Source organism: Candidatus Atribacteria bacterium (assembly GCA_011056645.1).
In the GTDB taxonomy this organism is placed as follows: domain Bacteria; phylum Atribacterota; class Phoenicimicrobiia; order Phoenicimicrobiales; family Phoenicimicrobiaceae; genus Sediminicultor; species Sediminicultor quartus.
In genome coordinates, this window is record DSEL01000198.1 from 1 (window position 1) to 4,548 (window position 4,548).

Genomic DNA, 4,548 nt, shown 5'->3' on the forward strand with positions numbered 1-4,548 from the left:
GTAAGAGAACAGTAATTTGGTGAATTTTTTTATTCTACTATAGTTTTTATCTTTTGCCATATATCTTTTATCTCTTTAGTTACTGTATTATCACTATATTCAACTACCGGTACCCCTTTTACCAAAGCTTCAGTTATTATATTATCAAAATGGATTTTACCTATTATCGCTATATTATCTTTTCGGCACCAGTCTTCGATTTTAGATGAATTCTCTAAGTTAATATCGTATTTATTTATTATAACTGCCGTTTTTATTCCAAAATGTTGGGCTACTTTTACCACTCTTTCCAAATCATGTATTCCAGTAAGAGTTGGTTCAGTGACCACTACAGCTAAATCAGCTCCGCTGAGAGTAGCTATAAGTGGACAGCCGATACCCGGAGGTCCATCTACAATGATTAATTCAAGATCATTTTTTTTAGCAATCGCTTGGGCATTCTGGCGAACTAAAGTAACTAATTTCCCAGAATTTTCTTCCGCAATGCCCAATCGAGCGTATACTAAAGGTCCATATTTTGTATCAGAAATGTACCATTCTCCGCAATGATTTTCCTTCATTTGAATAGCCTGCACCGGACAAACCAAAGCACACAAGCCGCATCCTTCGCAAGATACCAGGTCAATTACAGTTTGACTTTTGATTATTTTAATGGCCTCAAAACGGCAAACTTCCTGACATCGACCACAATTAGTGCATTTTCCCAAATCTATGCTGGGAATAATTCCGGCATAAAAATCATTTTTTTCTCTTATTTCAGGATGAAGTAAAAGATAAAGATTGGAAGCATCTACATCGCAATCTCCCATCACTTTATTTTTAGCCAAAACAGCTATGCTTGCGGTAATAACTGTCTTTCCTGTTCCGCCTTTACCGCTTATTATTACTATTTCTTTCATTTAAAAAATACCTCTATCCTTATCATTACAAAGCCATAAAAATATTAAATAGTTTGAGCGATTTTTTGAAAAAGTTTAATAAATTTCTGTTCATAGGAGGAATTTATCTTGACTATGGGGATACCTTTAGAATAGGCAACTGCAATCTCTCTATCTAAAGGAATGGAAAGCAAAAGAGGGATATTATTTTTCTTGCAATATTCTTCTACTTTATGGTCTCCGATATCACACTTATTTAATACTACACCATGAGGAATATTTAATTTTTTAAGCACTTCCACTGCTAAAATAAGGTCATGTAACCCAAAGGGAGTTGGTTCGGTAACTAATATAGTATAATCACTACCTTTTATAGATTCGATAACCGGACAAGAAGTACCCGGAGGGGCATCAATCAAAGTAATATAATGATTTGTAATATCATTATCTTGATTACCCTTATAGCCTTTTTTACTTTTCTTTTTAATTTTATTTATTATAGGAGGAGCCATCGGTTCTCCTATATTTAAACGTCCATGTATAAAGTTAATAGATTCTGTTTTACCCTCTTCTAAAATTCCTACTTTATTCCCCTCTTCACTAATTGCTTTTTTCGGACAAAATAACGTGCAAGCTCCACAGCCATGACACAGTCCGGGGAAAACCAAAACTTTATTCTTGGTAACTGCGATAGCATTAAAAACACAAACTTCCGCACATTTACCACAATAATTACATTTTTTATCGTCAATTTTAGGGACAAGAATCTCAACTGATTCCGAACTCGTTATAACCGGTTTTAAAAAAAGGTGGGCATTGGGCTCTTCTACATCACAATCTAAAAATTGCACATTTTTTTCTTTATCTTTAGCTAAAGCCAAAGCAAGATTAACAGCAATCGTTGTTTTGCCAGTCCCACCTTTCCCACTCGCTACTGAAATTATCATTGAGCTTAATCCTTCCATTTTATTCTATTGTTTTATCATCATAGCGCCGCACTTAGGGCATTTAATGCTGCTGCAAGGAACACCTACTTAATGAGGAACTGTATTATTACAAGAAGGACAAACACAATTGCCTCCTATTCCCATTCCTCCGCCTCCTCGGCGTCCCTGTCCAGCACCTCTTCCCCGGCCAGTTCCCGGTCCTGCTCCGGTTGGTCCAGTACCATCTCCTCTTGGCATCTTTTTCACCTCCTTTTTTCGTTGATTAGTTAGCTGGTTAGTTAGTTAAAATACAAAAATACAAGATCAAATCATTAATGACAAGAAGTCATTCAAAGATTGTATTATTTAGTTTATTCTAAATTTTATTTTTCTTATCCATTAATTATAAGATAAGCGAGTTTTTTCATCCGCTAATGTCGGTTGAATAATTTCTCCCCATTTTGGTGAATCCCATGTTCCCAACCTTTTATGCATATCATAATATTTCTGGGGTATTGGATGTGTTCCAATAACTACTTTTATTCCATATCTTTCCTTAATGAAGTCACAAAAATAGGTTATACTAGGACAGGGAGGGTATCCGACAACCAACCCGGTAGCCAGGTGAATCACTTGAGCTCCGTTTTTAATCATTTCCTCGGGAGCATATTCGATGTTTCCCCCAGGGCAGCCGTCACAAGTAGTATATCCAACTAATTCCAATTCATCATCTTTACCATAAATGCTAAATGCGCCTTCCCTGTTGCGGAGAGCTCTAAGGCATTTACCTCCGGCACAGGTATGGTAACGGTCACAAATAATAATGCCAATTTTAATTTTGTCTTTCATTGCTATTCTCTCCTATTAAATTAAATTTAAAAATTACCACTACCAAAGGCAGTAGTCGTTAGAGCATATCGCATTACCTATTGCGTAGTAAGTATCGCGTTAAGAAAATCAGAATTTGCGAGTGGATACGTGATATATGGTACCCAAACTAGAACAGACGTTCCCCGTTTTCACGAGGACAAGCCCGCCTGTCTACCAAATCTAGGCTATCTTTGTTAAGCGAAACCCATCTTCAAAACTAAAACTTAGATAGATTGTGTGAGATTTTTTTATTTGCTTATCTCTTGGTAGAGTTTTTATATTTTAAAATCCCTACCAGCTAAAACTCAATCCGAATCTATTAGGTACTAACCACTCTAAAGCCAGGTGTTCGTTGATTTGATAAACCACTTCTTTGGTGTTTGTTTCCCATCCACTTTGAGTAAATTGTCCTCCATAATTTAGCTGAATTTTCCCTAAATCTACCTGCAGACGAGTATGTACCAGAGCTTCCAGATCCTCTTCCTTATACTGCAAGCCTGCTCCTGCCCATAATCGGATTAGATAAGAGCTGTAAAGATCATATTCCAGCCAGCTGCGGTAGATAGCATCATCATAGTGAAAACAGAGATTCCAGCGGTAAGCCGGAGAAAGAGATATTTCCAAACCCAGATCCTCTTTCCCCAGATTACTTCCCCAAAAACTAAAAGTATGTTTCTCCCTTGCCGGTTCCAGGTCTTCAAAACTGAGTTCGGGTATACTGGTATAGAGATTATGCAGCCACATCTCTTCCCGGTCGTAAAGCGGTTTCAACTGGGGACCTCTAAACAAAATAGGCATCATCAGATCGGTATTGGTCAGTCCGGCATGATTGGCCGGATAACGCAAGAGAAAGATAGGAATCTTGGGAGGATTAATAACGATGATAATATCCCCCACTCTCTTATTCAAAAGGAGGTTATATATATTGGGAGGAACCCCTGGAAATTTGCTGTCTCTGGTTTTAGAAAGCCATTCCAGATCTGTTAACCATTCCCCGTTATAACCAGAGCGATAATATCCAAGTATATCTTCCCCTTCAAACAAGTAGCGAATTTTTCCTTCGTTTCCTTCGAAAATCATTTTCCCCTGATTTGAATAGCCAATTACCTGATGAGGGTTTTCTCGGTAAAAGGTAAAATCGATTTCGCTATCTAAAACAATCTCTCTGGCTGTCTTATCTTTGATATCAGGATTTTTTAAATAGATGCTGGGATGAATATAAGCGCGCAGGTTATCTCCGACTATTCTCTCAATTTCCTCTCCTTGAGGAATATTGATAAACCTGCCATAAGACATTCCGTGGTCACAATAGATAATAACATTTATCTCATCAAGGTTCAATTTTTTCACCAGTTGTCCGAAATAACCATCAAACCTTTTAATACTATTTAAGTATAATCTTTCCCCCATGAAATGACCCAGAGGATCAGTGGCGAACCAATAGAATTGGATTACCCCATAGGTATCTAAAAGTTCAGGAACATTAAGAAGAGGGAGAAAATTAAAAGGATCCAATCCGGGTACACCATAAATAAAGCTGGCTCTCGCCCGTCGAGGTAGTGTAAAAAATAGATCAATAAAGGTCTTTTTATCCGATATAACTTTTTGTTTCTCCCGGTCATAATATCCCCATCCTACACCACCCATAGAATTATCTAACCCGCTTTTCAAATGAGGAACGCTCGTTTCTGTTCCTCCGGGGAAGAGGGCAAGGCCATGATGTATCATGTGGCCCTTCTCAAAAAAAGCCTTCATGTTTGGCAGATCTCCCTCATCCATATATTGGAAGAAATTTTGTGATGAGACAGCATCCAGGTGGAAGATAAGGAACTTCGGAGATGCCTCTCCTGCCGCCGAGAAAGACAGCAGGATGA

General features: G+C 37.8%; 4 protein-coding genes and 1 pseudogene. All 5 read right to left on the reverse strand.

Going from position 1 to position 4,548, the window contains the following annotated elements; translation table 11 throughout:
* Window positions 1-29: 29 nt before the first annotated feature.
* Window positions 30-899, reverse strand: a complete 870-nt coding sequence (locus ENO17_09370) for a 4Fe-4S dicluster domain-containing protein (protein ID HER25244.1) — start codon at window positions 897-899, stop codon at window positions 30-32.
* 44 nt (window positions 900-943) lie between these two features.
* Window positions 944-1,825, reverse strand: coding sequence for a (4Fe-4S)-binding protein (locus tag ENO17_09375; GenBank protein HER25245.1), 882 nt, complete (start codon window positions 1,823-1,825; stop codon window positions 944-946).
* 24 nt (window positions 1,826-1,849) lie between these two features.
* Window positions 1,850-2,062 (reverse strand): annotated as a pseudogene (locus ENO17_09380) (hypothetical protein).
* A gap of 141 nt (window positions 2,063-2,203) precedes the next feature.
* Window positions 2,204-2,653 (reverse strand): CGGC domain-containing protein, encoded by a 450-nt coding sequence (locus tag ENO17_09385; protein HER25246.1) that lies wholly within the window; start codon window positions 2,651-2,653, stop codon window positions 2,204-2,206.
* Between the two features lie 312 nt (window positions 2,654-2,965).
* Window positions 2,966-4,548, reverse strand: a 1,583-nt coding sequence (locus ENO17_09390) for a hypothetical protein (GenBank protein HER25247.1), incomplete at its 5' end; no start/stop codon positions are given.